Genomic DNA, 22,959 nt, shown 5'->3' with positions numbered 1-22,959 from the left:
GAGGCTCCATTCATGGGAAGGCGCAAATTCTCCCTCTTCAGCGTGTTCAATTACACCGTCCTGACGCTGTTCGGGCTGTCGATGATCTACCCGTTCATCTATATCCTCGTCTACTCGCTGAACGACGGCAAAGATTCCATGATGGGGGCGCTCTACTTCTACCCCCGCCAGTTCACGCTCGACAACTACGCGCAGATCTTCGACAACGCCAAGATCTGGCAGGCCTACAAGATCACGCTGCTGCGGACGCTGCTCGGCACGTTCCTGCATGTGACGCTGTGCACGCTGATGGCCTACGCGCTGTCCAAGAAGACGCTGCCCGGCCGGACGTTCTTCACCTTCTATATTTTCCTGCCGACCATCTTCAGCGCGGGCTTCATTCCCTACTTCATCACGCTCCAGAAGCTTCATCTCATCAACAGCTTCTGGGTTTATGTCATTCCGATGCTGTTCAGCTTCTTCCACATCGTCATCATCCGCACGTTCCTGCAAGGAATTCCGGAGGAGCTGGAGGAATCGGCCCGCATCGACGGCTACGGCGATTTCCAGATTTTCCTGAGGATCATTCTCCCTCTGTCGGGGCCGGTGCTGGCGACGATCTCGCTCTTCATCGGCGTCTCCCACTGGAACGACTGGTTCAGCGGGGCTTACTACGTCTCCGACAAGAGCCTCATTCCCGTCCAGACGCTGCTTCAGCAGATGCTCACCGAAGCGGAAGCGCTGTCATCCTCCATGCAGCGGGCGGCCCAGCAGGGCGGCCAGACGATGAACGTCAACGTGGCGGGAGCGACGCCGGAATCGCTGCGGATGGCGCTGCTGGTCATCACTGTGTTTCCGATCCTGTGCATCTATCCGTTCCTGCAGAAATACTTCGTCAAGGGCGTCATGATGGGCTCGGTCAAAGGCTAGGGTAAACGTCCTGCGGTCGTCGGCGGGCTTTCGGCCGGCGGCTGCGAAGGGACTTTATCATATACCACTTACGAATATCGGAGGGGTTACCATGAGGAACAAGCGGACCAAGGCTGCGGCGGCGCTGCTCGCCGCGGCGATGATGGGCGGCACGCTCATCGGCTGCAGCAACGGCGGAGGCAACGATGCGGGAGCGGGAAATGGCGGCGGGGACGGCGGCACGGGCAAGGAAGTGACGCTGAAGATTTTGCACAACTGGAACGGCTCCGGCGCCGGGGATGTAGACTTGACTCCTGTCGCCAAGGCGATCGAGGAGAAGACCGGCGTCAAGGTGCAGATGGATTACACCAAGGGCAGCGAGGTCGAGAAGGTGAACCAGATCTTCGCGACGCAGGATCTGCCGGACATCTACACGGGACCGGCCTGGGGCGGAGAGCTGGACGGAATCATCAAGGCGGCCAAGGAGGATCAGCTCGTCGACATCTCCGGCAAGCTGGACCAGTACCCGAACCTCGCCAAGGCGATCGCCAAGGAAAACGTGCCCCCGGCTCTCTACGACAAGGCGATCGGGGCGTTCGGCGACAAAAAGTTCATGATGTACCAGAACCAGCCGTCCACGGACAAGGACGCCATGGATTGGCTCTACGGCTTCTATGTGCGCAAGGACATCGCGGAGAAGATCGGAATCGATCCTCAGTCGGTCAAGACGAAAGACGACATGTACAATTTCCTCAAAAAGATCAAGGACGCGGGACTGAAGGAGAGCGGCATGCCGGTCTTCCCGCTTGGCGGCTTCTCCAACGGCTGGGCCGTCGGCATCGGCAATACGATGTTCTACGGTTCCGACTACGTCGACAAGGGCGACGGCACGCTTGAGCATGTCTTCTTCACCAAGCCCTACGAGGATTACACGCTTTACTACCGCAAGCTCATCTCGGAAGGGCTGCTCGATCCGGAGACGTTCACGCAGACCGACCCGATCGCGCAGGAGAAGATCAAGCAGGGCCGCATCGCCGTCCTGGCCGCGCATCTGCCGGCGATCATCGATGCTTCCAAGGATTATGTGAAATCGCATCCGGGAAGCGACTACGTGCCGGTAGGCCCGCTGGAGCGCGCCGGCGCCGAGCCGGACCGGCCGGTCGATCTCGGCATCCAGGGCAACAACGTGACCGTCATCACGAAGGCATGCAAAAACGTGGACGCCGCGCTGAAGCTGCTCGATTTCCTCGCGTCGGACGAAGGCTTCAAGCTGGTCCGCTACGGCGTTGAGGGCGTCCATTACGATATGGTGGACGGCAAGCCCGTCGCCAAAAAGGAGTTCTTCGACAAGTTCGCGAGCGATACGACGGGCAAGGCCAAGAAGAACGAAGGCTTCAGCATCGGCTATGAGGATATGACCGGCCAGGACCGCTTGAATTCTCTTGGAGGCGACATCTGGGCAGATCAGGACCGGATCGCCAAGATGGACAACGCGCGCAAGATTCTGCGCCCGAACGGCATCTCGGTCATCTCGGCCTACAACCCCGGCGATGTCATGGCCAAGTCGCCGCAGTGGGAGGCGCTCAAGCCGTCCATGGATAAGATCGGGGACGTATGGAAGGAAGCGATCTTCGCCAAGTCCGACGATGCGGCGCTCAAGGTCATCGGCGCGCTGCGCGACCAGATGAACAAGACCGGGTATCCGGATGCAATCAAGTACGTGAACGACAACCTGAAGGGCAAGGAAGTCGTCACGCTGGGAATGCCGAACTGACCCTGAGTCCGCAAGGATGCGGGGAAGCCGGAGCCGTACGGGAAAGGCTGCGGGCGAGCATGAAACCGCAGCTGGAAAGGGGACGGACGAATTTGAACCGGAACGGGCAGGAAAGGCAGGAATGGACGGGATTCCAGGAATCCCGTCCCTACGGGCCGAAGTACGATCTGCGTACCGATTTCGTCATGGTGTACGGCATCTCGGAGGATCTGCCGAGGCGAATCGAAGGGTGGAAGAAAGCCGGCTACAGCATCCATCTCATGACCGGCGTCTCTTGGGGAGAGTACCAGGATTATCTGTACGGCCGCTTCGACGGCCGGGAGCATTGGGATGAAGCGCAGACGGAGCGCTCCGGCGGCCATCTGCTGCATGGCAAGGATGTGCCGTACATGGTGCCGACGATCTCGTTCGCCGATTACCTGGCCGCGCATATCAAGAAGGCGATCGACTGCGGCGTCGAGGCGATCCATCTGGAGGAGCCGGAGTTCTGGGCGCAGGCGGGCTACGAGGAGGCGTTCAAGCGGGAGTGGCTGAACTATTACGGAACGCAGTGGCAGGAGCCGCATTCCTCGCCGGATGCCCAATACCGGGCCTCCAAGCTGAAGGCGGCGATGTATTACCGCGCTCTCGACCGGATCTGCAGCGAAATGAAGGAATACTCCCTCGTCGCCTATGGACGAAGGGTCCGGTTCTACGTGCCGACGCACAGCCTGATCAACTACACGCAGTGGCGGATCGTCAGCCCCGAGGCGCTGCTCGTTTCGATGCCGGCCTGCGACGGCTTCATCGCCCAGATCTGGACCGGAACGGCGCGCACGGCCAACGTCTACAAGGGAGTCCGCCGCGAGCGGACGTTCGAGACGGCGTACCTGGAGTACGGCATCATGCAGGAGCTTACGCGCGGGACGGGACGGGAGATGTGGTTCCTGCATGATCCGATCGAGGACAACCCGCGCTACAGCTGGAGCGACTACCGCCGCAATTACCGGGCGACGGTAGCCGCATCGCTGCTGCATCCCGGGGTCAGCCGGTACGAGGTCTGTCCTTGGCCTTGGCGGGTGTTCGAGCTTCCCTACCCGACCGAGGACGGGAAGGGCAAGGAGACGATTCCCGGCGGGTACGCCACCGTTCTGCTGACGGTCATGAATATGCTGCGCGACATGCATAACCATGAGGAAGTTTCCGGGGCTGCCGGCGGAGAGGCTGCGCGGCCGGGCGGCATCGGGCTTTGCCTCGCCAACTCGGCCATGTACCAGCGCGGAGACGTTCTGGCGGAGGGGGAAGAAGAAGAGGGGTTCAACTATGACGGCACCGCAGCGGCAGGCGGCCTGACGGAGCGGCAGCAGGAGCTGCTCGACTGGTCGGCGTTCTACGGGCTGGCGCTGCCGCCGGTGAAGAAGGGCATTCCTCTTCGCCCTGTCCAGCTGGACAACATGCTGACCTTCCCCGGTTATCTGGAGGGCTATCGCGTGCTGCTGCTCAGCTACGAGTTCATGAAGCCGGAGCATCCCGGCATCCATCAGGCGCTTGGCCAGTGGGTTCGCGAGGGCGGCGTGCTGATCTACGTCGGCGACGGCTCGGATCCCTATCACGGCGTCAGCGAATGGTGGAACCGCGGCGCAGGCAGCCGGGTATATCAGCGTCCGGAGGAGCATCTGTTCGAATCGATGGGGCTCGGACGAAACCCGGAGGAAGGCGAGCATGCCGTCGGGGATGGAGCGGTACTGCATCTGAACCGCCATCCCGCCGAGCTGTCCCGTTCCCCGGAAGGGGCAGAGAAGGTGCTCGCCTCTATCCGGCGCGCGCTGGAGCTGCGCGGAGAAGCGGATGAGTACAGGGAAAGCGGCGTTCTGCGCATCCAGCGCGGCCCGTATGTGATCGCGCATGCGCTGGACGAAGCGGAAGCGGATGGAGCGGCTGCCGCCTCGGCGACGGAGAAGAAGGGCGCGCAGACGGTGCTTCAAGGCTGCTTCATCGATCTGTTCGAAGCCGATCTGCCCGTTCTGCAGCGGGTCGAGCTGGCGCCGGGCGAGGACTGCCTGCTCTATGACCTGAGCTATGCCGGAGCAAGCTCCGGAGAGAAGATCTCCCCGGAAGCTGCTGCGGGCTCTGCGCCGGAGGGAGCAGGCCGTGATGCCGGCGAGGCCGGCGGCTCCGCGGCGGCACTGCTCGTCAGCTCGTCGCGCATCCGGGACGAACGCCGGGAGGGCTCCGGCTTCTCCTATGTGTCGGAGTCGCCTGCCGGCATCTTGGTGAGCACAAGGCTGCGGGTCCCTGCCAGGCCCGCCCGGGTATCGGCTGAGCCGGCTGCCGCCGGAGCATCCGGGGAAGCGTCCGGCTCGGCAGCCGGATTATCCGGCCTGGATGCGGCCGGAACCGCCGATGAGCTCTCCGTGGAGACCGTATTCGATTCGGCATCGTCCACGCTGCTTCTGCGGCATCCCGGCCGTCCGTCCGGCGTCCGGATCACGATGGCATGGAGTTGAATGGATGACGAGAAGCCGCCTTTCCTCGGGAAGGCGGCTTTCGTTTTTTTTTTAATTCTATAGGCAAAAAGACCTAAGAATTTGAGCCGGATCTTCCGTTAATAAAGAAGTCGGTAGATTAAATTCATTCAAGAGGTGGATGGATCATGAGTTCCGTCAAAATCATTCACAAGGCCAAGCGCATTCTGGAACTCGTCTGGGACGGCAGCGTCGCTCCCGGCGAAGTCGACGCCATCAATTCGGAGCTGCTGCAAATGGTGAAGGACGAGGGCATGGACGATTTCAGCCTTGTCGTCGACATGCGGGAGATGAAGGCGTTTACTCCGGCGGCGAGGGAGCGGCTGGTGGAGCATCAACGCGATATCAAGGCCGCGGGCCTGAGCGCGGCGGCTGTCGTCGTCGCCAGCAAGATCACCGAGCTTCAGCTGCGCCGCGCGGCTGCGGAATCGCAGCATTCGACCGAAACGCATTGGTCCTCCTATGAAGAAGCGCTGCAGTATTTGACTGAAAAAGCCTGATCGCCGGCAAAGGCCAAGCAGCCCTTGCGGGGGATCCAGGCTCGGATCGGCGGATGGCGAAAGTAATATTCGTAACAGGCCCGTTCGCTCTATGGAGCGCCTCGGGCCTGTTTTATGTTCCTGGCTGAGACGGAAGGCGATGATCGCATTGCCGGAAGGCTGAGTACAGTCCAGTGGCAGCGGCGCGGGAGCAGAAGGCATGCGCAGTCTACCCGCCTGGAAAAATTTATGGCATGATAGGGCGGGAGGGGATGCTGTGAAAGCAAGAGCGGCTTGGACCGGAATCGTATTCGTGCTTGCGCTGGCAGCCGTCGTGTTCGTTCATCTCTTCACATTGAGGCTGGAGCCGGGCAGAGGCCTGTCGGGCAACGGCAATCCGGGCTTGATTCCGCTCTTCTTCGTCCTCTTGTTCTATCCTTTGCTGCTGCTGCAGACCGCCCGGCTCCTGCGCGGCAGCGCCGCGGCGACCCGGGGCCGGTCCGCGCAAAATGCGCTGGCAGGATTGGCGCTGATCGTCCTGCTCCTGCTCGACGCGGCTTATATCCGCCGCAAGACCGCTCATCTGGATTTGATTCCGGAATTCGGAGCTTTGAATATTTACACCAATACGATCTATGCCAACGCCTATCATTTCTTCATCGGGCTCGTCATGCTGCATCTCGTCATTCTGAACACCCGCTGGGGCGGCCGCAAGGTCCCCTTCCGGAGCGCGGAGCAGCCTGATCCGTACAGCACCGTGATCGATTGCGGCGGAGAAGAGGGGCGCCGGTAGTTCCGGAAGAAGTGAAAGCAGGAATCAGACATGCGGCTCCAGCTTGGCCTGCAGCTCCGAAGAGGCCGGGGTCATGGGCAGGCGGAGCGTCTCGGAGGGCACGCTGGAGGCTTTCCTCGGCAGCCTGGCCGAAAAGTGGAAAAGATCGCCATTCCTTCTTCGGAAGGGATGGCGATCTTTTTTGATTTTATTTTCCGTCGGTGCGCTCCTCCCCGTCAATCGGGAGGATGGCTTTGTTCTTGTACTCCGGATGGCCGGCGCGCTCGATGGCGCCGAGCTCCTTGCCGGCGCCATTGGAATCGATGCCCGCGGCATCCGGCCGCGCCGGAGCCGGGGAGAAGCCCGCTCCTCAACCGGCCTCCGCTGCCTCGAGGACGACAAAGCCATAGGGCGGAAGCTCGACAGCAAGCAGGCCGTCGGCTTCCGTCCGGACGGAACCGCGTTCCTCGAAGCTGGAGAGGAGCGTCCTCCAAGCGGGACTCCGCCCGGCGGAATCGGTCCTCGACGGAGCTGCCGGGAGCGCCGGCGAGGCGGCTTCAGGCCGGACGGCTTGTCCGGGCGAAAGGCTCGTAGACGCGGATTCGCCCTCCTCGCCGAACCCGCGGAAGGAGAGGGGCTGAGCGGCATCGCTGCCGTGCGGAGGCGCCGCGCCGAACCGCAGGCTCGCCGTCTCGCCGCGGGCGTTCATCGCGATGAGCAGGCGCTGTCCGCCGCCCGTGCGCTCGTAGGCGAGCGCGCCTTCTCCCGGATCCGCCTGCAGGAAGCGGAGTCCGGCGCTCCGCAGCGCGGGAGAGGAGCGGCGCAGGGCGATGGCGGCCTTGTAAAAGGCGAGCAGGTCCGCGTTTTGCCGGCCGGCATCCCATTCCATGCATTTGCGGCAGCCGGGATCTCCATCGCCGTCGAGGCCGACCTCGTCGCCGTAGTAGATGCATGGAGCGCCGGGATAAGCGAGCAGGAAAAGGGCGGCCAGCTTCATCCTGGAGACGCTGCCGCCGCATATCGTCAGCAGGCGCGGCGTGTCGTGGCTGCCGAGCAGATTGAACGCCGCCTCGGTCGCCTGGCGCGGATAGGCGGCCAGCTGGCGGCCGATCGCATCGGCGAATTCGCCAGCCCCGATGTCCTCCTGGGCGAAGAATTCCAGCACGGCGCTGGAAAACGGGTAGTTCATGACGGCGTCGAACTGGTCGCCCTGCAGCCACATCATGGAATCATGCCAGATTTCGCCGAGAATGTACGCATCGGGTCTGGCCTCCTTAACGGTCAGGCGGAATTCGCGCCAGAACTGGTGATCGACCTCGTTGGCCACGTCCAGGCGCCAGCCGTCGATGCCGATCTCCTCGATCCAGTACCGCGCGACCTCCAGCAGGTACTTCTTGACCTCGGGATGGGCCGTGTTCAGCTTGGGCATGAGCGGCTCGAAAGCGTAGGTCTCGTAAGGAGAGAGCCCGCCGCTGCCGCTCGGCCATGGACGCCTGTGGAACCACCCGGCATAACGGGAGCGTTCTCCGTTCTCCAGCGCGTCCGCGAACGGCGCGAACGATTGCCCGCAGTGGTTGAAGACGGCGTCCAGCAGCACGCGTATCCCTCGCTCATGGCAGAGGTCCACGAGCTCCTTCAGCTTGGCGTTGGTGCCGAAGTGGCGGTCGACCCGCATGTAATCCTGCGTGTCGTATTTATGATTGGTCTCGGCTTCGAACACCGGCGTGAAATAAATCGCGTTCACGCCGAGCTCCGTCAGATGGTCCAGACGGTCCATCACTCCCTGAAGGTCTCCTCCGAAAAAGCTTTCCTCGGTAGGCTCCCCTCCCCAGGGCAGCGTTCCTTCCGGGTTGAGGGACGGGTCGCCGTTCGCGAACCGTTCGGGGAAGATCTGGTAGAACACCGCGTCCTTCACCCAGGCGGGGGGCTCGAACACATCCGCGGGGTTCAAATAGGGGAACTCGAACAGCGCCGGCGGATTGTCGGGAAGCTCCTCGACGAATCCTGCTTCGGTCATATAGAGCGTCTGACCGCCGGAATAGAGCCTGAACGCGTAGCGGAGGCGGCGGAACGCGGGGATGACCGCCGCTTCCCAGTAATCGAACATGGCGTCGCTGGCGAATATGCGCAGCTCGATATCCGTTACGGTCTGCTCCCATCCGTACTTGTCGCCGGCTACCGCCTGCACCCGGTCGATGTCGCCGCGCTTCGTGCGCAGGCGCAGATGCACTGTTTCCCTGTCATACGCATAGGCCCAATTCAGCTTGGGCCGGTGATAGACCGCTTCCCGCAGCATCGTCATCTCTCCTTGATCATTCTGGTTGCGCCGGAGACCGGCCTCGACAGGCAAGCGGACATCCGGCTTCTCACATAAAATACCATCCGGATCCGCCTTCCAAACAAGGGAGAGGCCGCGATTCCGGCAAGCGGAAGCGCGAGGCTGGAACGGCCGGGAGCCTCCGCCTCCCAAGGCCGCCGGACGTCGTCCTCCCAGCCGCCGCGCGGCTTCGGCAGCTGGATGATTTTTCTCCTTGCATAGGGAACATACATTCGGTATATAATACGTCTAGAGTGATATACGAACATACATTCGACAACAGGGAGAGGGAAAGTCTCCGCGAGCCCGCTCCCGCAGAACAGGAGGTGCCCGGTGGAGAGAGTGATCATGCTGGCAGATTGCCAGTCGTTCTATGCTTCAGTAGAGAAGGCGGCGCATCCCGAATATCACGACAAGCCGGTTGCCGTGGGCGACCCGTCCCGGATGAACGGCATCGTGCTGGCCGCCTGTCCGATGGCCAAGGCCCGCGGCGTGACGACGGCCTCGCGGGTCGGCGAGGCGCTGGCCCATTGCCCGGAGCTGGTCGTCATCCGGCCCCGGATGGCCATGTACATCGAAGTGTCCTTGTTCATCACGAAGATATTCGAGACGTACACCGATCTCGTGGAGCCTTACAGCATCGACGAGCAGTTCCTCGACGTCACCGGCTCGGCAGGCTACTACGGCTCGCCGGACGAGATGGCGCGCAATATCCAGAACCATATCCAGCTGTCCACGGGCATCTGGTCGAGGGTCGGCATCGGTCCCACCAAGATTCTCGCCAAGATGGCGACGGACAATTACGCCAAGAAAAGCCCGGAGGGCGTCTTCGAGCTGAACCCCGGCAAGCTGGAGTCGACGCTGTGGACGCTGCCCGTGCACCAGATGTTCATGGTGGCCTCGCGGATGACGCGGCACTTCACGCGGATGGGGCTGAATACGATCGGGGACATCGCGCGGCTGGACTTCTCGGAGTTCAAGCGGCGGATGCGGCTGGAGATGGGCAAGCAGAGCGACATCCAGGCAGGCTATTATTGGCAGACGGCGAGAGGGATCGATCCCAGCCCGGTCGTCACCGGCATCCGCCATCAGCTCAAGTCGGTCAGCCACGGCAAGGCGCTGCGCTGGCGGCTGTACCGCCATCTGCCGGACATCGAGGTCGTGCTGCTGGAGCTCGTCGTGGAGGTATGCCAGCGCACGAGGCGGCATGGCTGCATGGGCTCGGTCGTCTCGGTCGCCGCCATGGAGACGGACGGCGAGCGCTCGTCCTGGTTCAGCCGCCAGCTTACGCTGCCCCAGCCGACCTCGCTGACGCATGAGGTCGCCGCGGCGGTGCGGGAGCTGTTCGTCCGGCATTGGAGCGGCCTGCCGGTCGGCCGGATGAACATCTCCCTCTCCGGGCTGACGGATGACAGCGTCATGCAGCTGACGCTGTTCGAGGACCGTACCCGGGCGTACAGCAAGGAGAAGACGATCGACCGGATCAAGCAGCGGTTCGGGTCCGATGCCATCATGCGGGCTTCCTCGCTGCTGGAATCCGGCGTGGCCCGCGAGCGGGCCGAACAAATTGGGGGGCATTACAAATGAGCAAGCTGGACGGCAACGAGCGCTGGAAGTCCAAGATGCTGCTGACGGAGCATGTGGAGCAGTACGACGGGCAGCATACGGCCCGGGAGGCCAAGGTGACGACGGCGGAGGAGCGCGTCATGATCCGGGACTATATCTTGCTGCCCCATATGGAGAAGATGGTCCAGAAGAGCCTGTCCGAGCTCGAGAACTCATCCAATCTGATGCGGCGCCTGTACGGGATGGCGGGCCACCGGGTGCTGGACCGGATCATGCACGACCTGTACGCCCTGCGCCGGGAGCTCAAGGCGCGCAACATCCGCATCCTCGCGGAGGAGCAGTCGAACTCGGTCGTGTACCACCGCTATTATTGCCGGGGCTACGAGGAGCACTTCGGCATGACGCGGGAGGTCATGCGCTCGGAGATCAGCTGGCAGCTGTCCCGTTATACAACGGAGATCGGCGAGCTGCTGAAGGGCGGAGCGCCCAAGTGAAGCCGAATCAGGCGCGCAAATGAAAATACGAGCAAGGAGCCGTTTGCCTAAGGCAGACGGCTCCTTGCTGTTGGGCTGATTTGTATAAGAGTCAAGATGGCTCTCTTGCAAAATCCGCACTTGTTCTTCCCGCGGAAGAAAACGATTCGAATTGCTTGTTCGTTTCCGATGAACGACCGTTTTTGTTCGTTGAATGAATTCCGCCGACAGAATCAATCGCGGCATCGACACCCGGCCCCATCCGTTTGCTCTTTCATCAGGCCGATATCATAACCATTGGAATTTAGTGTATCATGAAGCCAGCCGCAATACATTTGCTTGGTGAAAAGCGGGAGGTGAAGCGTCGTGGCTCAAGACGAGGAAGTCTTAAAAGGCGGCAATATCAATCACATTGTCCGCATGGCGAACACAGTTCGTCGCCCTACAGGTTATTGGAGTCCTTCCGTTCATCGACTTCTAAGACATTTGGAGCAGCAAGGATTCGAGGGAGCGCCAAGATTTAGGGGAATCGATCCCTCCGGCCGTGAAATATTGACCTTTATTTCTGGAGAGGTTCCAGGAAACGACTATCCCGACCTTCAACCGTACATGTGGTCGGACGAAGCGCTTGCGGGTGTGGCACGCCTTCTGCGCAGCTGCCATGATGCTGCCCAAGGCTTCCCATTCCATCCGGAGGACCGATGGCAGCTCAGCTATGCAGAGGCTCGCGAGCACGAAGTGATCTGCCACAATGATGCTGCGTTGTACAATGTGGTCTTTCAACATGGGGCGCCAGCAGCGCTGATTGATTTTGATATGGCAGGTCCTGGTCCGCGCATGTGGGATATTGCGTATACCCTTTACACATCGGTTCCGCTTGCGAGTTTCGCGCCGGACCTTTCTTCGGCCGCTACGACGGCATACCGATCCGATCTGCATGCGGAAGAACGCCGCCGAAGAATTCGGTTGTTTTTCGAATCCTATGGAATGCCTGTACCCGATGATTTGCCGAGGTGGATCATTCAACGCCTGACAGCACTATGCGATACGCTGAAGACCGGTGCCGCCGAAGGGAATCCGGCCTTTCAAAAAATGGTCGATGAGGGACACTTGGCGCACTATGAGAGCGAAATTCGCTTTGTAGAAGATCATGTGGAACGCTGGATAAAGAATTAGCTGCCAAAGAGCGCCGCATATCGGGCATGCGCGCAAGGGCGGCTATGAATAAAGGTCGAGCGGGTTCCCTGCGCAGCCCGCTTGTTTTACTATGGAAAGACAAGGAGAGTGAGGACATATGGTCAAGGTGCTGGTATCCGGCTTCGAGCCGTTCGGAGGCGATGACGTCAATCCGACCGGCTGGCTGATGGAGAAGCTGAAGGAGGAGCGACTCGAGGGCGTGGAGCTCCGCGCCGTGCTGCTTCCGGTTCATTTCGACGAATGCGCCGACCGGCTCATCGAGGAGATGGACAAGTTCAAGCCTGACGCCGTCATCGCATGCGGACTGGCCAAGGGCCGGACGGCGATCACGCCGGAGCGGATCGCGGTGAACGTCAAGGATGTCCCGGTCCGTTCGCATGGCGACAACCGGGGCGCCCGGCCGTCCGACGAGCCGATTGCCGAGGAGGGACCGGACGGACTGTTCTCCACGCTGCCGGTCCGCGCCATGACGCAGCGTCTGGCGGAGCTCGGCATCCCCTGCGAAATTTCCAATACAGCCGGAACCTACATATGCAACAACACGATGTACCGGGTGCTCCATCACATCCGCAGCCTCGAGCTGCCGGTCTTGGCCGGCTTCGTGCATTTCCCCGCCTCGGCGGAGATGGCCGCGCTGCAGCCTTCGGTTCCCTTCATGCCGCAGGCGATGATGCTGGAAGGGCTGCGAGCGATTATTGGCGTATCCGTATCGGCCCTGCAGGCGAGGTAGGACTTGACGAGCTTCCGCCTTCTATCTCCACGGTACATGCCTTGTTTGAGCTATATTGGATAGGTTGAACCGATATCCCAGCTGCAGGAGGTTTTCAAATGCCGGTCATTCGCAAGGAGCAGGCGCAGGAGTTAACCTTATTTCCGGATTGGAGCGAGATCAACCATTACGGAATCAATCGACTGAAAGTCGGACAAGAGGTTCCGTTGCATTACCATGACTGCAATGAATATTGGATCATTGTCAGCGGCAGAGGGATCTGCACGACCGAGGGGGATGAATACGCAATCGGTCCCGGGGATCTCGTGCTGACCAGAAAGGGCGAAGAGCATTCGCTCCTTGTAACGGAGGAGATGACGGCTGTTTATATGTACGGCATTCTTGCTCCAGGCTGTCGGTTAGGCTACTTATACCGGGAAAGGCCGGATGAGGGTTGAGAAGGAATTTCGGAGGGGGAACAGGGAATGCGTTTGAAACTGATCCAAGTCGGTCTGGGCAATCATGGCCAGGGGGTGGGGAAGCATTTTGTCCTGCCGTCCAAAGATTTTGCTTGCGCAGGGCTGGTGGATATCAATCGCAGCGCCGTGATCGAATACGCGCGGAAAAATGATCTGCCGGAAAGCTTATGCTACACGGACACGAGCAGGCGTTTCGCGAAGCGGACGCGGATGCCGTGTTCATCTCCGCCTTCTCTCCGGTGCATTATGCCATAGCCAGGTCCGCATTGGAGCATAAGCTCCATGTGCTGATCGAAAAGCCGTTCGTGCTGTCCTGGAGGAAGCGGAAGAACTGAATGAGCTGGCAGCCCGCAACAAGCTGAATGTGATGATCAATCAGAACTACCGTTATTTTGCGACCGTGATCGCCTTGAAGAAAGCCTTGCAGAGCGCGAATCTGGGGAGATTGTCGTTTGTTCAATCGGAGTTCTTTTATGAGCATCAGGGCAAGCCTTATCAGAAGACGATGGACAATTACGTTCTGCTGGAGATGAGCGTCCATCATGTCGATATGATTCGGTTTCTATTGGATTCCGATATCGCGCAGTGACAGGAAAGACGTGGAATACCCCCGGCAGCGGCTATGCAGGAGATCCGCATGTGCATGCCGTTTACCAAACGGAATCAGGCGTAAACGTCTTCTACCTGGGGAGCCTGTTGGCGAAAGGCGCTGCGACGCCATGGGAAGGCGTATGGAGATTCCAGTTCGAGGGCGGATCGGTTCATCTGGATGATCTGGGCGATGGCTATGGCGTCTATATTGAGACGGCCGCACGAAGAACAAGATAGAATCTCAAGCGCAAGAGCTGGAAAGCATTCATGGCGTCCTGGTTGAATTCGCAGCTTCCATCCGAGAGCAGCGGGAGCCGAAAATCTCAGGCGCGGACAATATACGCACGCTTGCCGCCCTCTTGGCGACGGCGGAGTCATCCAGGCAAGGAAATGCGATTCAGCTCATCCCTGAAGGGCGACGCTGCCGGGACGATTAACATAAGCTGGATAAAAAACCTCTCCCATGCCCAGAATAAGGTCATTCTGGATAAGGGAGGGGTTTGTTTTGTCTGCAGCCCAAAGCGGAAACGGCTCGGCGGAAAACAGCGCAAGCGGCAGCCAAAGCCACGGGGGCGCCAGCGCCAGCGGCAGCAACGGCGGCAGCAACGGCGGCAAAGGAAGAGCCAACGGCGGCAGCAACGGCGGCAAAGGAAGAGCCAACGGCGGCAACGGCGGCAAAGGAAGAGCCAACGGCGGCAACGGCGGCGCAGCGAAGCCCCCTCCTCTCGGAAGGAGGAGGACGGCCACCGCGCTGAGCCCGTCGCTGGCCGCCAACGCCCATGCGATCCGCATGCAGTTCCATCACAGCGGAGACCTGCGGCTGCGGCTGCTGTCCAGCGGGGCTCTGCCCGGCGTCCAGCTGGCGGTGCTGTATTTGCAGGGGATCGTAGACGAGGAAGGGATCAGCAAGAACGTCCTTGAGCCGCTGCAGGCGGCGGAGGAAGCGGAGCCCGGCAGCGTCAAGGGGAGAGGCCGGCTCAAGGAGCGCATCGAGCAGCTGCGCTTGAACGCAATCTCCACCGGCCTGACAGAGCCGGTGCGGACGCTGGAAGGGGCGCTCGACGCGCTGCTGCTCGGCTGCTGCCTGCTGCTCGTCGATGGCAGCGGCGAAGCCGTGGCGGCGGAGGCGGCGGGCGGGGAAACCCGCCATGTCGGCGAACCGACGGCCCAGACGGTCATCCGGGGACCCCAGCATGCGTTCACGGAGTCGGCCCAGACGAATATCGGACTCATCCGCAGAATCATCCGCTCGGAGCGGCTGACGGTGGAGTCGCGGCGCATCGGGCGGGAGACATGCACGGAGGTGTCGCTGCTGTACATGAGCGGCATCATGGATTCCGGCATCGTGCAGGAAGCGCGCAGGCGCCTGGATGACATCGATATCGACAGCGTCCTGGACAGCGGCTACATCGAGGAATTCATCCAGGACTCCACGTTCACGCCGTTTCCGACCGTGCTCAATACGGAGCGTCCCGACCAGGCGGCGGCCGGGCTGCTGGAGGGGCATTTCGCTGTCGTGGTCGACGGCAGCCCTTATGTGCTGCTCGGTCCGGTGACGTTCTTCCGCTTCTTCCAGTCGCCGGAGGATCATTATCAGCGCTTCGACATCGCCAGCTTCCTGCGGCTGATCCGGATCGCGGCCTTTTTCATATCCATGCATCTGCCGGCTCTCTACATCGCCATCACGACCTTCCATCAGGAGATGCTTCCGAGCAATCTGCTCATCGGCTTGTCCGCGCAGCGCGAGGGCGTCCCGTTCCCGGCCTTGGTGGAAGCATTCCTGATGGAGCTGACCTTCGAGGTGCTGCGCGAGGCGGGGGCGCGCATGCCGCGCGCCATCGGACCGGCGATCTCCATCGTAGGAGCGCTCGTGCTCGGCACGGCCGCCGTGCAGGCGGGGCTCGTGTCCGCGGCGATGGTCATCATCGTCGCCTTCACGGCGATCTCCAACTTCGTCGTGCCGCAGATCAACATCGCCATCGCCGCGCGGCTGATCCGCTTCCTGCTCATGATCAGCGCGGGAATTCTCGGTTTTGTCGGCATCATCTCGGTCGATCTGTTCGTCATCATCCACCTCGCCGGCCTGTATTCCTTCGGCGTGCCTTACCTCAAGCCGGTCGCTCCGTATGTCAAGGGCGAATGGAAGGATACGTTCGTCCGGGCGCCGCGCTGGAGCCTCGTCAGACGGCCGGTCATCGCGCAGAAGGGAGGCAGGCGCAGGCAGCCCGGAGGCAAGCCCAAGCGCCAGCATTCATGAGCCGGGGCATCTTCGGCCGTTGGGCGCTGCTGCTGGCGGCGGCGCTGGTGTTCCTTCCGCTTGCGGGCTGCTGGGACCGGAAGGAGCTCAACGAGCTCGGCATCATCGCGGCGACCGGTATCGACGTCACCGAGGAGGGGAAATGGAAAATCAGCTATCAGCTGGTCATTCCAAGCGCCATTTCCTCCCAGAACGGCTTTGCCAGCACGACGGAATCTCCGGTCAACGTCTTCTCTACGGAAGGAGAGAGCGTACGGGGCGCCGTAGCCCGGGCGACGCAGGAAATGTCCCGAAGCCTCTACTTCGGGCACAACCAAGTCGTCGTCATCGGCGAGCGTGCCGCCCGCAAGGGCATCGGCGGCTTGCTGGACGTCTATCTCCGCAACGGCAATTCCCGGGAGACGGTCATGGTGTTCGTGACCGATGGCGAAGCCCGGCCCATCCTGGAGCAGCTGCTTCCGATGGAGAGAATATCGGGCAACGCCTTGACGAAGCTGATCGCGCTGGAAAAAGAGAGCGGGGGCAACTTCCGGCCCCAGACCGTCTATTCGATGCTGCTGCAGCTGCTGGGCCCCCTTCACGCTTCGGCCGCCCCCGGCATCGCGATCAGCGGATCGGGCGAAGGCGTGCGCAATGTGGACGCGAACAAGAACACGTCGACGCCTTCGAAGGTGAGGCTGCAGAAGCTGGCCTTGTTCCGGGACGACCATATGATCGGCTGGATCCGCACGAATGAGAGCCGGGGCCTGCTCTGGCTGCGCAGCGAAGTGTCCGGGACGACGATTTCCTTTCCGTGCCGCGAGGGAGGGCCCAAGGTCAACAGCGCCAGGATCACCGGGCTCAAGACGAAGATGAAGCCTGCGAGGAGCGGAGACGGCTGGCTGCTTCAGGCGAATGTGGAGGCGGACGCAACCTTGTTCGAGTATACATGCGGTGGAAATCTTCATGACCCGGCTGCGGTTGCCGGCATCGAGCGGATTCTTGGGCAGCAGGTCCGATCCGACATCGAGGACGGACTCAAAGCTTCCCAGAGACTGAAGGCGGATGTGGCCGGCATCGGAGAAGCGGTGCGGCGGAAGTACCCGCGTACATGGAAAGGAATCGCTTCGGAGTGGAACAGCAGGCTCTACCCCGAGATGAAAGCCGAAATCGGGGTCGATGTCGGACTGATCAAGACAGGCCGGAGCAACCGTTCCTACGAGCAGGCGAGCGAGGACAGCCGGGAGAGGAAGTGAGGGCATGAAAGCCAAGGAAGCAAGCGTAAGCGCGGGGCAGATCGCCGTCTTCCTCGTGCTGTTCACCATCGGCAGCACGCCGATGTACGAGCTCGGATCCGAGGCGGGACAGGATTCCTGGATTGCGATCAGCATCGCTGCCGCCGCGGGCTTCTGCCTGCTGCTCGTCTACCGCGCGCTCTACAACCGGGCCCCCGACACGAATCTGGTCGGGCTGTACAAGCTGCATTTCGGCAAGCTGCTCGGCGGCTTGCTCGGCGCGGCGCTGGCTGTCGTCTTCGCCCTGGAATCGATGCGCAACGTGCGCGACTTCGGGGAGCTGATCTCCGCCACCTTGCTGCCGCAGACGCCGATGTGGTGCACGATGCTGGTCTTGACGGGAATCGTCTATTACACCGCCAAGCAGGGGGTCGAGGCTTTCTTCCGGGTCAACCAAGTGCTGATTCCGGTGCTGGCCGTAAGCTACATTTCCCTTTTGGGGTTGTTTTTGGCGGCAGGCCTGCTCGACTTCAACCGTCTGCGGCCCGTGCTGGAGAACGGCTTCGGACCTGTCCTGCATGCGGCGTTTCCCGATATCCTGTCGTTTCCGTTCGGACAGGTCATCGTGCTGATGATGTTCTGGAACTACGCGAGGCGGTCTCCGTCCACGGGCGCCGCGTCCTATGGCGCCTATGCCGGCGTCTCGCTGTTCCTGATCGCGGTCAACATGGTGCTGATCATGGTGCTCGGTCCGGAGCTGTACCGGCTCGCCGAGCTTCCGACGCTGGAGGCGGTGGAGCAGATCCGGCTGTTCAACTTTCTCGAGAGGCTCGATATTCTCGTGACGCTGCTGCTGTACATCGGGCTGTACGTCAAGGCGACCGGACTGTTTTTCGGTTCGGTCATCGCTTTGCAGACAGCCTGGGGAGTTCCCTATCGGGCCGGCGCCCTCGTCATGGCTCCGCTCATATTCACGGCGAGCCTCCTGGAGCCTGCCTTGTCGCAGCATTTATGGGCCGGCATGACCGTCTATCTGAAATTCAGTCCCTATTACCAGATCGCGCTTCCGCTGCTCATGCTTGTCATGGGGATCGGCTGGGTCAAAAAGAAAGCGCAGCGGCAAGCGGGGCAAGGCGGCGAAAAGGCGGGAGCAGGCGGGCAGGCCAAGGGCCGCGGGGCCGGCGGTCAGAGCGGCGGCGGCAGCCAAAGCGGTGCCGGAAAGGCAGCCGGCGGCGCCGAGACGGGCCGAGGCGGACAGCCGGGGGACGGACAGGCAGGCGCCGATGGGAGCGCCGAAAAGGCTGGAAACCAGGACGGATAGGCAGGCGCCGATCAAGGCTCGCAAGCCGGCGGCAGCCAAAAAGGACAGCGGGAGGAGAGTCAAGGCTCTGGCAGCGGAGACGGCGAACAAAACAAAGCTGGCGAAGCCCGGCCGACTCTGGCGCCAAGCGGCGGCCGTCTTCAGGCTCGGAAAGTCCGGAAGCCGGCTCTACATGATGCCGCGCCCGCAAATTTCGACACGGAAGGTTGCAATAAAAGGCTCCTCTGCTATAATGGCTCTATTGACAACCGAATGAGCCTGGGGAGCTGGCGTACGCCGGCTGAGAGGGGAGAAGCATCCCGACCCGTTAAACCTGATCTGGATAATGCCAGCGTAGGAACCGCATGTCAGCCGAGCCTTTTGCCGCCCTCGGGCGCAACGGGATTCACGTGACGAAGACGTCTTCCTTGGGAGGCGTCTTTTTTTATTGTCCCTCTCATGCTGGCGCTGGCGCTCCGGACAAGGCCCGGCCGGGCTCACGGCTGCGAGAGAAAGAAGGGGAAGCAACATGGGCATTTCAAGCAAGATGGGCAAAAAAGCGGGGCTGGCCGCGCTTGTTCTGGCGACGCTGCTGACAGGCTGCGGCAACGGGAACGGAGCCGGCAGCGGGAATGACGGGAGCAGCGGCACGGCGACGCCGGCGCCTTCCGGCAGCGCGGGAGTCGGCGCCACGGCCGCACCGGTCAAGAAAGTGAAGGTCGTCCTCGACTGGACGCCGAACACGAATCATACCGGCCTGTATGTCGCTCGGGACAAAGGCTTTTTCCTGAACCACGGCCTCGACGTCGAGATCGTGCAGCCGCCGGAGGGGACGGCCGCCGATACGCTGGTCGCCAAGGGAGAGGCTGAGTTCGGCGTCGGCTACCAGGAGAACATCACGCTCGCCCGCAGCGAGGGCTTGCCGCTCGTGTCGCTGGCTGCCGTCATCCAGCACAACACTTCCGGCTTTGCTTCGCCTGAGGCCAAAGGCATCAAGGACCCGAAAGCATTCGAGGGCAAAACCTACGGCGGCTGGGGAGCCCCGGTCGAGCAGGAGATCATCTCCTCGCTCATGCAGGAGCAGGGCGCCGATGTCGGCAAGGTCAAGATCGTCAACATGGGCAACGCGGACTTCTTCACCGCCGTGAAGCGGAATATCGACTTCGCCTGGATCTATTACGCCTGGACAGGGGTAGAGGCGGAGCTGCGCGGGGAGAAGCTGAACATGGTGTACTTGACCGACTACAGCAAAAAGCTGGATTACTACACGCCGGTGCTGGAAACGAGCGAGAAGCTGATCCAGGACAGCCCCGATGTGGTGAAGGCGTTCATGGCCGGAGCTTCCGAGGGTTACGCCTACGCGATCTCCGAGCCCGACGCCGCCGCGGACATCCTGATCAAGGCCGTTCCGGACCTCAATCCGGAGCTGGTGCGCGCCAGCCAGAAATGGCTGAGCCCCAAATATCAGGATGACGCTCCGCGCTGGGGCGAGCAGAAGGCGGAAGTCTGGACGAACTATGCCGAATGGATGCATGAGCACAAGCTGCTCGATACCTTGCCGGATCTGTCCAAGGCGTTCACGAACGATTACTTGCCGGCATCCTGATGCCGGCTGACGGGGAGAGGGAACCGGATATGGCCAATGCACTTGTGAGCATTCAGATTTTGCCGACGACGCCCGGCGGGGAAAGCGTGCTTCCGTACGTGGACCGGGCGATCGAGATCATCAAGGAGGCCGGCGTGCCGTACCGTGTCGCGCCGCTCGAGACGACGATGGAGGGAGAACTGTCGCACTTGCTCGCCGTCGTCGCGGAGATGAGCGAGGAGATGGCGGCGATGGGCTGCCCGTCCGTCATCTCTCAGGTGAAGATTTACTACAACCCGGAGAACGGCGCTTCGATGGACCGGCTGCTGGAGAAATACCCGGATGGACAGTAGAACGATCCGATGGGAGGCTCTGCTGCCTCCGGTCGTCGTCATGGCCGCCTTCCTGCTGATGTGGGAGGCGGCCGTGCGTCTGTCCGGGACGGAGGCGTGGCTGCTGCCCGCCCCGAGCGATATCGCCCGCGATGCCTGGGCGGCGCGCCAGAGACTGGCACAGCACACAGGCGCGACCTTGAGCCTGACGCTGCTCGGCTTCGCCGGCGGCTCGGCCGCCGGCCTGCTGCTGGGAGCTGTCCTGCATTTGCTGCCGCTCGTGCGATCGGGCTTCTATCCGCTGCTCGTCCTGTCGCAGAACATTCCCGTCATCGCGATCGGGCCTCTGCTCGTCATCTGGTTCGGCTTCGGGCTGCTGCCCAAGCTGCTGCTCGTCATGCTCGTCTGCTTTTTCCCCGTCTGCGTCGCGATGCTCGGCGGCCTGCAGGGAGCGGATCCGGGCCTGGAGCGGTACATGCGGATGATCGGAGCGGGGCGCTGGCGCCGCTTCCTCAGCCTGGAGCTGCCGGGCTCTCTGCCGCAGCTGTTCTCCGGCCTCAAGATCGCAGCTTCGTACAGCGTCACGAGCGCGGTCGTGGCGGAATGGATCGGGTCCGACCGGGGGCTCGGCTACTTCATGCTGCTGTCCTCCAAGGGCTTCAAGACTTCGCTCGTATTCGCCGGAGTCGCGCTTGTCGTGCTGCTCAGCCTGCTGCTGTTCACAGCCGTCGCAGGGGCGGAGAAGCTGGCGCTGTCCTGGCGTCCGCGCAAGGAGGGGGGACGATGAACGTGCTTGAAATCCGGAATCTGCGCAAGTCGTTCGCCGGCCGCGGCGGCGGCGTCATTGAAGTGCTTGGCGGACTGTCCCTGACTGTGGGCGAAGGCGAGTTCGTCTCGCTCATCGGCCCTTCCGGCAGCGGCAAAACGACGCTGCTCAGCCTAATCGGGGGGCTCGAGCGGTCGGACTCGGGCGAGATCATGCTCGCCGGGAAGCCGGCTTCGGAGGGAGCCGGCCGCGCCGCGTACATGCCGCAGCAGGCTGCGCTTCTGCCCTGGAGGACGGTCCAGGGCAACATCGAGCTGGCGCTGCGCATCGCGGGCAGAGAACGGGCCGAGGCGAAGCGTCTTGCCGGAGAAGGACTGCGCAGGCTCGGTCTGGAACGCTATGCCCGCTCGTATCCGCATGTGCTGTCCGGCGGCATGCAGCAGCGCGTCTCGTTTTTGCGCGCCCTGCTGTCCCCGCAGCCGCTCATGCTGCTCGACGAGCCTTTCGGAGCGCTTGACGCGCTGACGCGGCAGCGGATGCAGCGCTGGCTGCTGTCGCTGTGGGAGGAGGAGCGCCGCTCGGTGCTGTTCGTCACGCATTCCATCGAGGAGGCGCTGCTGCTGTCCGACCGCGTGCTCGTCCTGTCGGCATCGCCGGCCGTCGTCGTTCAGGAGCTCCAGGTGCCGTTTGCGCGGCCGCGCAGCGGACAGCTGGGAAGCGATCCGCGGTTCGGCGAGCTGAAGGAGTCTCTCTATGAATCGCTCGGAAGCCTGGAAGAGGGGGATATGCCGTTATGAACCCGATGGGAATCGCCGCCGGAGCTGGAAAGCCGGCATCCCCGCCGGCTGGAGCTGCCTTGGAACGCCCCGGAGCTGGGGCTTCTCCGCAGACGCCGCAGAGCCGGAGCGATGCCTCGGACTGCTGGAATGAAGCTGCGTCGATGAGCGAGGCCCAGCTTCCGCTCATCGACGCCCACATTCATTTGGAGCAGTATGCTGCGGATGAGCTGCAGAGCATGCTGGAGCAGTCGTTCAGCGGCGGCTTGACGGCTGCGGTCGCCGTATCCATGGATCTGGATTCAGCCAAGCGGACGCGGGAGCTCGCCCGGGCGCATCCGGGCCGGATCATGCCGGCTTACGGCTGGCATCCGGAGCAGGAGCTTCCGGACGAGGCAGAGATGCAGGCGCTGCTGGCCTGGATCCGGGAGCGCCATGAAGCCGGGGAGGCGTTGGCGATCGGCGAGGTCGGCCTCCCTTACTACATGCGGACGGAGGCGGAAGCGGCGGGACGGAAATTCGACGAAGCGGGGTACTTGCGCATCCTGCGGGAATTCGTCTCCCTTGCCGCCGATACCAGACGAGCGATCATCCTGCATGCCGTCTACGAGGACGCCGCCAAGGCGCTGGAGCTGCTGAGGGAATACGGCGTTACCCGCGCGCATTTCCACTGGTACAAGGGAGACGAGGCCGTGACGCGAATGCTCGCGGATGCCGGATTCTACATTTCGCTCACTCCGGATGTGCTCTACGAGGAGGAAATCCGTCTGCTGGCCGTCTCGTACCCGCTGGAGCGCCTCATGACGGAGACGGACGGTCCGTGGCCGTTCGAAGGGCCGTTCGCCGGGCAGGCGACCCATCCGCTCATGATGAGGGAGTCGGTCAGGGAAATCGCCCGTCTCAGAGGGATGGACGAGAGAGAGGCTGCCTCTGCGCTGGCCGCGAACGCGCGCCGGCTTTATTATACCTGAACACGAAGC

22 protein-coding genes and 1 riboswitch are annotated in these 22,959 nt (G+C 62.1%); of the genes, 21 read left to right on the top strand and 1 reads right to left on the bottom strand.

Translation table 11 applies throughout. The features are described from left to right. Positions 1 to 12 precede the first annotated feature (12 nt). From ACLBWT_RS01000 to ACLBWT_RS00980, 5 genes are all read left to right on the top strand, one after another. A complete protein-coding gene (locus ACLBWT_RS01000; protein ID WP_076355171.1) occupies positions 13 to 909 on the top strand; it encodes a carbohydrate ABC transporter permease in 897 nt (298 codons plus the stop codon). A gap of 91 nt (positions 910 to 1,000) precedes the next feature. Then, entirely contained in the window at positions 1,001 to 2,662 is a 1,662-nt protein-coding gene (locus ACLBWT_RS00995) for an extracellular solute-binding protein (RefSeq protein WP_447661252.1), read from the top strand. Between the two features lie 59 nt (positions 2,663 to 2,721). Beyond that, positions 2,722 to 5,148, top strand: coding sequence for a hypothetical protein (locus ACLBWT_RS00990; protein WP_447661251.1), 2,427 nt, complete (start codon positions 2,722 to 2,724; stop codon positions 5,146 to 5,148). Between the two features lie 146 nt (positions 5,149 to 5,294). After that, positions 5,295 to 5,666 (top strand): hypothetical protein, encoded by a 372-nt coding sequence (locus tag ACLBWT_RS00985; RefSeq protein ID WP_447661250.1) that lies wholly within the window; start codon positions 5,295 to 5,297, stop codon positions 5,664 to 5,666. Between the two features lie 256 nt (positions 5,667 to 5,922). Further along, on the top strand, positions 5,923 to 6,438 hold the full coding sequence (locus tag ACLBWT_RS00980) for a hypothetical protein (protein ID WP_447661249.1): 516 nt from the start codon (positions 5,923 to 5,925) through the stop codon (positions 6,436 to 6,438). 349 nt (positions 6,439 to 6,787) lie between these two features. Here ACLBWT_RS00980 and ACLBWT_RS00975 read toward each other — a convergent pair whose 3' ends face one another. Next, a complete protein-coding gene (locus ACLBWT_RS00975) occupies positions 6,788 to 8,713 on the bottom strand; it encodes a glycoside hydrolase family 13 protein (RefSeq protein WP_447661248.1) in 1,926 nt (641 codons plus the stop codon). Between the two features lie 354 nt (positions 8,714 to 9,067). On the opposite strand from ACLBWT_RS00975, the gene ACLBWT_RS00970 reads away from it, so the two are divergent. From ACLBWT_RS00970 to ACLBWT_RS00895, 16 genes are all read left to right on the top strand, one after another. Beyond that, positions 9,068 to 10,321, top strand: a complete 1,254-nt coding sequence (locus tag ACLBWT_RS00970; RefSeq protein ID WP_447661247.1) for a DNA polymerase IV — start codon at positions 9,068 to 9,070, stop codon at positions 10,319 to 10,321. Beyond that, positions 10,318 to 10,794: a hypothetical protein gene (locus ACLBWT_RS00965; protein ID WP_447661246.1), complete on the top strand. Its 477-nt coding sequence runs from the start codon at positions 10,318 to 10,320 to the stop codon at positions 10,792 to 10,794. Before ACLBWT_RS00970 ends, ACLBWT_RS00965 begins: the two co-directional genes overlap by 4 nt. Positions 10,795 to 11,139: 345 nt before the next feature. Next, positions 11,140 to 11,949 (top strand): phosphotransferase enzyme family protein, encoded by an 810-nt coding sequence (locus ACLBWT_RS00960; protein ID WP_447661245.1) that lies wholly within the window; start codon positions 11,140 to 11,142, stop codon positions 11,947 to 11,949. Between the two features lie 118 nt (positions 11,950 to 12,067). Beyond that, a complete protein-coding gene (locus ACLBWT_RS00955; protein ID WP_447661244.1) occupies positions 12,068 to 12,700 on the top strand; it encodes a pyroglutamyl-peptidase I in 633 nt (210 codons plus the stop codon). Positions 12,701 to 12,798: 98 nt separating this feature from the next. Beyond that, positions 12,799 to 13,137 (top strand): cupin domain-containing protein, encoded by a 339-nt coding sequence (locus ACLBWT_RS00950; protein WP_447661243.1) that lies wholly within the window; start codon positions 12,799 to 12,801, stop codon positions 13,135 to 13,137. A 188-nt stretch (positions 13,138 to 13,325) separates the two neighbouring features. Next, complete coding sequence (locus tag ACLBWT_RS00945; RefSeq protein ID WP_447661242.1) at positions 13,326 to 13,493, top strand: Gfo/Idh/MocA family oxidoreductase; 168 nt, start codon at positions 13,326 to 13,328, stop codon at positions 13,491 to 13,493. Positions 13,494 to 13,525: 32 nt separating this feature from the next. Then, positions 13,526 to 13,747 carry a Gfo/Idh/MocA family protein gene (locus ACLBWT_RS00940; RefSeq protein WP_447661241.1) on the top strand — a complete coding sequence of 74 codons (222 nt, stop codon included), beginning with the start codon at positions 13,526 to 13,528 and terminating at the stop codon, positions 13,745 to 13,747. 50 nt (positions 13,748 to 13,797) lie between these two features. After that, complete coding sequence (locus ACLBWT_RS00935) at positions 13,798 to 13,986, top strand: hypothetical protein (protein ID WP_447661240.1); 189 nt, start codon at positions 13,798 to 13,800, stop codon at positions 13,984 to 13,986. Between the two features lie 268 nt (positions 13,987 to 14,254). After that, positions 14,255 to 16,006: a spore germination protein gene (locus ACLBWT_RS00930; protein ID WP_447661239.1), complete on the top strand. Its 1,752-nt coding sequence runs from the start codon at positions 14,255 to 14,257 to the stop codon at positions 16,004 to 16,006. Next, the gene (locus ACLBWT_RS00925; protein ID WP_447661238.1) at positions 16,003 to 17,241 is read left to right on the top strand and encodes a Ger(x)C family spore germination protein; all 1,239 of its coding nucleotides are present in this window, start codon (positions 16,003 to 16,005) and stop codon (positions 17,239 to 17,241) included. The genes ACLBWT_RS00930 and ACLBWT_RS00925 overlap by 4 nt, the downstream gene beginning before the upstream one ends. Before the next feature lie 4 nt (positions 17,242 to 17,245). Further along, positions 17,246 to 18,541: a GerAB/ArcD/ProY family transporter gene (locus tag ACLBWT_RS00920; RefSeq protein ID WP_447661237.1), complete on the top strand. Its 1,296-nt coding sequence runs from the start codon at positions 17,246 to 17,248 to the stop codon at positions 18,539 to 18,541. A gap of 249 nt (positions 18,542 to 18,790) precedes the next feature. Then, positions 18,791 to 18,899, top strand: a riboswitch (TPP riboswitch). Between the two features lie 150 nt (positions 18,900 to 19,049). Then, positions 19,050 to 20,126, top strand: a complete 1,077-nt coding sequence (locus ACLBWT_RS00915; RefSeq protein ID WP_447661236.1) for an ABC transporter substrate-binding protein — start codon at positions 19,050 to 19,052, stop codon at positions 20,124 to 20,126. 29 nt (positions 20,127 to 20,155) lie between these two features. Further along, entirely contained in the window at positions 20,156 to 20,458 is a 303-nt protein-coding gene (locus ACLBWT_RS00910; protein WP_447661235.1) for a thiamine-binding protein, read from the top strand. After that, the gene (locus ACLBWT_RS00905) at positions 20,448 to 21,224 is read left to right on the top strand and encodes an ABC transporter permease (protein ID WP_447661234.1); all 777 of its coding nucleotides are present in this window, start codon (positions 20,448 to 20,450) and stop codon (positions 21,222 to 21,224) included. The genes ACLBWT_RS00910 and ACLBWT_RS00905 overlap by 11 nt, the downstream gene beginning before the upstream one ends. Next, a complete protein-coding gene (locus ACLBWT_RS00900; protein ID WP_447661233.1) occupies positions 21,221 to 22,000 on the top strand; it encodes an ABC transporter ATP-binding protein in 780 nt (259 codons plus the stop codon). Before ACLBWT_RS00905 ends, ACLBWT_RS00900 begins: the two co-directional genes overlap by 4 nt. Next, positions 21,997 to 22,950 (top strand): TatD family hydrolase, encoded by a 954-nt coding sequence (locus ACLBWT_RS00895; protein ID WP_447661232.1) that lies wholly within the window; start codon positions 21,997 to 21,999, stop codon positions 22,948 to 22,950. Before ACLBWT_RS00900 ends, ACLBWT_RS00895 begins: the two co-directional genes overlap by 4 nt. Positions 22,951 to 22,959 lie beyond the last annotated feature (9 nt).

The sequence above is a fragment of the Paenibacillus sp. D51F genome (genome assembly GCF_053345695.1).
The sequence above is the reverse complement of the archived record's forward strand: the minus strand, read 5'-3'. Positions and strand labels throughout refer to the sequence as shown.

What these genes read in the sequence shown, in the direction of transcription:
- ACLBWT_RS01000 (WP_076355171.1), top strand. Translation starts at nt 13, where the DNA reads ATGGGAAGGCGCAAATTCTCCCTCTTCAGCGTGTTCAATTACACCGTC.
- ACLBWT_RS00995 (WP_447661252.1), top strand. Translation starts at nt 1,001, where the DNA reads ATGAGGAACAAGCGGACCAAGGCTGCGGCGGCGCTGCTCGCCGCGGCG.
- ACLBWT_RS00990 (WP_447661251.1), top strand. Translation starts at nt 2,722, where the DNA reads ATGAAACCGCAGCTGGAAAGGGGACGGACGAATTTGAACCGGAACGGG.
- ACLBWT_RS00985 (WP_447661250.1), top strand. Translation starts at nt 5,295, where the DNA reads ATGAGTTCCGTCAAAATCATTCACAAGGCCAAGCGCATTCTGGAACTC.
- ACLBWT_RS00975 (WP_447661248.1), bottom strand. Translation starts at nt 8,713, where the DNA reads ATGCTGCGGGAAGCGGTCTATCACCGGCCCAAGCTGAATTGGGCCTAT.
- ACLBWT_RS00965 (WP_447661246.1), top strand. Translation starts at nt 10,318, where the DNA reads ATGAGCAAGCTGGACGGCAACGAGCGCTGGAAGTCCAAGATGCTGCTG.
- ACLBWT_RS00955 (WP_447661244.1), top strand. Translation starts at nt 12,068, where the DNA reads ATGGTCAAGGTGCTGGTATCCGGCTTCGAGCCGTTCGGAGGCGATGAC.
- ACLBWT_RS00950 (WP_447661243.1), top strand. Translation starts at nt 12,799, where the DNA reads ATGCCGGTCATTCGCAAGGAGCAGGCGCAGGAGTTAACCTTATTTCCG.
- ACLBWT_RS00945 (WP_447661242.1), top strand. Translation starts at nt 13,326, where the DNA reads ATGCTACACGGACACGAGCAGGCGTTTCGCGAAGCGGACGCGGATGCC.
- ACLBWT_RS00940 (WP_447661241.1), top strand. Translation starts at nt 13,526, where the DNA reads ATGATCAATCAGAACTACCGTTATTTTGCGACCGTGATCGCCTTGAAG.
- ACLBWT_RS00925 (WP_447661238.1), top strand. Translation starts at nt 16,003, where the DNA reads ATGAGCCGGGGCATCTTCGGCCGTTGGGCGCTGCTGCTGGCGGCGGCG.
- ACLBWT_RS00920 (WP_447661237.1), top strand. Translation starts at nt 17,246, where the DNA reads ATGAAAGCCAAGGAAGCAAGCGTAAGCGCGGGGCAGATCGCCGTCTTC.
- ACLBWT_RS00915 (WP_447661236.1), top strand. Translation starts at nt 19,050, where the DNA reads ATGGGCATTTCAAGCAAGATGGGCAAAAAAGCGGGGCTGGCCGCGCTT.
- ACLBWT_RS00910 (WP_447661235.1), top strand. Translation starts at nt 20,156, where the DNA reads ATGGCCAATGCACTTGTGAGCATTCAGATTTTGCCGACGACGCCCGGC.
- ACLBWT_RS00905 (WP_447661234.1), top strand. Translation starts at nt 20,448, where the DNA reads ATGGACAGTAGAACGATCCGATGGGAGGCTCTGCTGCCTCCGGTCGTC.
- ACLBWT_RS00900 (WP_447661233.1), top strand. Translation starts at nt 21,221, where the DNA reads ATGAACGTGCTTGAAATCCGGAATCTGCGCAAGTCGTTCGCCGGCCGC.
- ACLBWT_RS00895 (WP_447661232.1), top strand. Translation starts at nt 21,997, where the DNA reads ATGAACCCGATGGGAATCGCCGCCGGAGCTGGAAAGCCGGCATCCCCG.